Source organism: Paratractidigestivibacter sp. (assembly GCF_052362415.1).
Lineage (GTDB): Bacteria > Actinomycetota > Coriobacteriia > Coriobacteriales > Atopobiaceae > Paratractidigestivibacter.
Genome location: NZ_DAWEMK010000122.1, coordinates 1 through 4,741 on the forward strand (window position 1 = coordinate 1; position 4,741 = coordinate 4,741).

Consider the following 4,741-nt stretch of genomic DNA (forward strand, 5'->3'; position numbering starts at 1 on the left):
TCTCCCCACCGGGCCGCTCTGCGCGCTTCTTTCCAGCCGTCGATTCAGGCCGAAGGCCACAAGACCCACTGGCCGACGAACCTGCTAGTTGCCGTAGCCGTAGCCGTGGTCGCCGTAGCCGTTGTGGCGCTGGTTCAGATACTGCTGCAGCTCCTCGAGGAAGTCGGAGTTGTCTCCGTACCCATTGCCGGAGCCATCCCCGTTGTTCTGCAGGTAGTCGTTGATGTTCGACTTGGGCTGGCTCTGCTGCTCCTGCTGCTGCTTCTGAAGCTCGGAGTCGTCGTCGAGCGTGACCTCGAACTCCTTCTGGTCGTTGCCGCGCATGACGGTGACCTTCACGGTGTCGCCGATGTTGTGTGAGCGCACGGCCAGGATCGCGGCATCGGCGGAGGTGATCTGCGTGTCGTCCATGGCGATGATGATGTCGCCCTTCTGGATGCCGGCGTTTGCGGCGGGGCCGTTCTCGGCGACGTCGGCGACGTAGGCGCCCTGGCTCACCGAGAGCTTGTTGACCTTGGCGTTCTGCGCGTTCACGGTCTGCATGCTGAGGCCGATGTGGGCATGCGTGACGGTCTCGCCCTTGATAATCTTGTCCGCGACCTGCGTGGCATAGTTGCCCGGGATGGCGAAGCCGATGCCGGCGAAGCTCTGGGTGTCGGAGCTGTAGAGCGTGCAGATGCCCACGAGCTGGCCCTTGGAGTTGACGAGGGCGCCGCCCGAGTTACCGGGGTTGATGGCAGCGTCGACCTGGATCAGGTTCGTGTAGAGCGTATTACCCGAGCTGTTCTGGAGCAGCTGGTTGCGCGTGAGGGCGCTGACGATGCCCTGCGAGACGGACTGCTCGAAGCCGAAGGGGCTGCCGATGGACATGACCCAATCGCCGACCTGCAGCGCCGCGGAGTCACCGACCTCGATCGGGGTCACCTGCGCGCCCTGGAGGTCGACCTTGACGACGGCGACGTCGGAGGAGGCGTCGGTGCCCACGAGCGTCGCGTCGTAGTTCTGGCCGTTGATGATCACGCTGATGGATTCGGCGTCCTCGATGACGTGGTTGTTCGTGATGATGTCGCCGTCGTTGTCGTAGATGACGCCCGAGCCCTCGCCGGTGCCGTCGCTCGTGGTCACGGTGACCGTGCAGACGGAGGGCAGCGCCTTGGCTGCGACGGCCGTCGCGGTGGAGGTGTTCTCATCGCTCGGGTTGATGGTTATGGACTGGTTCGTGCCCGTGTTGAAGGTGGCAGAGCCGCCGCGGCCGATGACGCCCGTGCTGAGGAGCACGCCCGTGAGCAGCCCCGCGCCGAGGACGCCGCCCGCGATGCCGAGGATGAGCGCCTTGGCGCCACGGTGCTCGCGCTTGGGCTTCTTGCCGTCATCGGGCGTAGGCGCGAGACCCGGCTGCTGGCCGGGGATCGGGGGAACCGTGCCGCCGTTCCAGGAAGCGCTGCCCGCAGGGGCAGAGGAGCCCGCGGCGGTACTGGCGGACGTACCGGCGTTGCCCGCGAAAGCACCCGAGGCGTCAGGGTTCACGCGCGGCTGCTGAGCCGTCTGGCCGGCATGGAAGCCCGCCTCGTAGCCGGCCTGCGCGCCGCGCTGATACCCGTCCTGGTACCCCGGCTGCGCCGTGCCCGTCGAAGGTTGCTGGGCTGTGGGCTGAGCCGGCTGCTGCGTCGTGGGCTGCGTGCCCGCAGGGTCGTACGTGTACTCGTCCATTGCTTCTCCCCTCCCGGGCACCCGAGCCCGCCAAGGATGCGTTTTCATCTAACCAAGAAGCACTTTACCCCCTGAGGCTTGCAGTTAACTGAATCCACAGGACAGCACAGCAGCGGCATGAGTCTTTGATGTAGCTGAAATCGAGACTGCAAAAAGACACCCCGCACAAGGCAGGGTGTCCCAGAAAGCTGCACGTAATGACTGTCACCCAGTGATGGGTGTCAACCAATGCGGGTTAGACGCGGAAGAGGTAGCCGACGCCGCGGATGGTGACGATGTGGCTCGCGACCTGAGGGCCGACCTTCGAGCGGACACGACGGATGTGGACGTCCACGGTTCGCGTGCCGCCGCAGTACTCGAAGCCCCACACGCGATGCAGCAGGGTCTCGCGCGAGTAGGCGCGCGAGGGGTGCGTGGCGAGGAAGCTCAGAAGCGAGTACTCCATGAGGGTGAGGTCGACGGGCTTATCGTCAATGTAGACCTGGTAGGTGGCCAGGTTGATGGTCATGTTGTCGACCGAGACGATGTCTGCCGGGGCGCTCTCCTCGCCGGGCCACAGAAGCAGGGTGCAGCGCATCTCGAACTCGGCCGCGGTCGCTGCCGAGACGATGAAGTCGTTCTTGCCCTGGGTCGGCATGTGGAGGGAAGCGAGCTTCTCGGCGTCCTGGACCAGGAGCATGGGGATGAAGCCGTTGTCCGCGACGAAGGAGTCGATCGCGTTCAGGGTGTCCTGGCCGATGCCCTCGCCGTCGAGGATCACAAGGTCGAACTCATGACCCGACGAGATCGCCTGAGAGAAGGTCGCCTCGTTGGCAAGCGCGATGGAGACGTCGATGCCGTGCGATAGCTCGCGCATGCGGTCGTGCAGACGAGTTGTGGCCGAAACGAGAAGGATGTTCTTGTGATGCACCCTTGTGCCCCCTCATGCAAATGACAGATTTGTTTTCACATTACCATATTGCGAACATATTAATTCGCTCACACAGTAAATAAGCAAATGCGCCCCAGCTAGATTGAGCTGAGGCGCATTATGGGGACCACCTGCGCGGAAGTTACGCAACGCGCGTCGCGGAACATGGAAAGAAACCCGCGCCGACGCGCAGCAGGGGCGCGCCCTGTGGCGACCCCGGCGCGCCTTGCGGCGACCCGGCGTGCCTTCCGGACGCCGCGCTAGTCGATCGAGCCGAGGAACTCGGCCGTGCGGGCGTTCTTCGGGTGGTCGAAGACCTCCGCCGGCACGCCCTGCTCGACCACGACGCCGCCTTCCATGAAGACGACGCGGTCGGCCACGTCGCGGGCGAAGCCCATCTCGTGCGTGACGACGATCATCGTCATGCCTGAGTTCTCGGCGAGGTCGCGCATGACATCGAGGACGCCGCGGACGAGCTCCGGGTCGAGCGCGGAGGTCGGCTCGTCGAAGAGGAGCACGTTCGGGTGCATGGCGACGGCGCGGGCGATGGCGACGCGCTGCTGCTGGCCGCCGGAGAGCTGGGCCGGCTTGAAGTCGGCGCGGTCCGCGAGGCCCACGGCCGCGAGTTGCTTCATGGCCTCGGCGGCGGCCTCCTCCTTGGACTTCTTGAGCACCTTGATCTGGCCGATCATGACGTTCTCCTTGGCCGTCAGGTGCGGGAAGAGGTTGAACTGCTGGAACACCATGCCCACGTCGCGGCGGAGCTTGTTCACGTCGGTCGCGGACTTGCCCGTGATCTCCTCGTCCTCGATGAGGATGTGGCCCGCGGTCGGGGTCTCGAGCAGGTTGATGCAGCGCAGCATCGTGGACTTGCCGGAGCCGGAGGGCCCGAGCACGACGACGACCTCGCCCGGCCAGACGTTCAGGCTCACGTCCTTCAAGACCTTGGTGTCGTCGAAGCTCTTGTTCAGGTGCTCGATGCGCACCACGGGGTGCTCGCCGGGCGTGAAGTGGTGGTTCGTGAGGCCCTGGTCGGCGGCGTAGGCAGCCTCAGCGGCCTTGTCGGCGGGAACGGCGGCGGGCACGTCCTGCGCGGCGCCGCGGGCAAAGAGCTTACTCGGCATCAGCGGCCTCCTTCAGCTGCTTGACGGCCTTGGGCCTGGGGCCCGCGCCGCGCTCGGAGCGGGCGATCCTCTCCTCGACGATGCCGACGACCTTGATCAGCGGCAGGGTGACGATGAGGTAGAAGATGCCGGCGGCGACGTACGGGGTGATGTTGCCGGACACGGTGGTCAGGTTCTTGGAGAACATCATGAGCTCCATGACGCCCACCGAGGACAGAAGCGAGGTGTCCTTGAAGGCGGTGATGAAGTCGCTCGTCACCGTCGGGATCACGCGGCGGACGGTCTGCGGCAGGATGACGGAGAACATCGTCTGCACGTAGCTCATGCCCAGCGAGCTCGCGGCCTCGTACTGGCCGCGCGGGATGGACTGGATGCCGGCGCGGAAGATCTCGGCCAGGTAGGCCGAGGAGTTCACGGCCATGACGATGATGCCCAGCAGGTTGTTGTCGATGTTGATGCCGACCATGGGCAAGCCAAAGAACATGATGTAGATCTGCAGGAAAAGCGGGGTGCCGCGCAGGATGTTGATGTAGACCACGGCGATGGCGCGGCACAGGCGGTGCTTCGAGATCTTGAGCAGCGAGAAGAGCAGGCCGAGCACGATGGCGAAGGGGTAGCACGCCACGACGATGGCCAGGCACAGAAGCCAGCCGGGGAACAGCGACGAGAAGGACGTGACCAGCAGCTGCGGCTTGAAGAACATGCCGAGGAACTGGTTGGAGTTCCATGCCTCGACCCAGGGCTGCTCGTCGAGCCAGTTGACGATGGACTGCAGCGGGGTGTTCGCGATGATGGAGATCGCGCTCGAGGGCGCGAGGTCCTTCTTTGCCCTGTCGGTGGTGTAGCTGCCCTCGACGGAGTAGTCGCCGCCCGCGGCGGGGAACTTCATGCCCGTGACCTCGAGGCGCAGCAGCGACCCGGCGGGGACGGGCTCCGCGAAGTCGACGGTGACGCTGCCGCCGTCGGCCTTGGCCTGGCCGTCGACGTTCACGCGGTT

General features: G+C 65.3%; 4 protein-coding genes. All 4 read right to left on the reverse strand.

What is annotated here, in order from left to right; genetic code table 11:
• Positions 1-84 precede the first annotated feature (84 nt).
• Positions 85-1,710, reverse strand: a complete 1,626-nt coding sequence (locus ACT84W_RS09510) for a trypsin-like peptidase domain-containing protein (RefSeq protein ID WP_444329026.1) — start codon at positions 1,708-1,710, stop codon at positions 85-87.
• Positions 1,711-1,945: 235 nt separating this feature from the next.
• Positions 1,946-2,620 (reverse strand): response regulator transcription factor, encoded by a 675-nt coding sequence (locus ACT84W_RS09515; RefSeq protein WP_417576047.1) that lies wholly within the window; start codon positions 2,618-2,620, stop codon positions 1,946-1,948.
• Positions 2,621-2,880: 260 nt separating this feature from the next.
• Positions 2,881-3,744 carry an amino acid ABC transporter ATP-binding protein gene (locus tag ACT84W_RS09520; protein ID WP_444329027.1) on the reverse strand — a complete coding sequence of 288 codons (864 nt, stop codon included), beginning with the start codon at positions 3,742-3,744 and terminating at the stop codon, positions 2,881-2,883.
• Positions 3,734-4,741: amino acid ABC transporter permease (locus ACT84W_RS09525; protein WP_444329028.1), on the reverse strand; the 1,008-nt coding region annotated here is incomplete at its 5' end. The genes ACT84W_RS09520 and ACT84W_RS09525, both read right to left, overlap by 11 nt.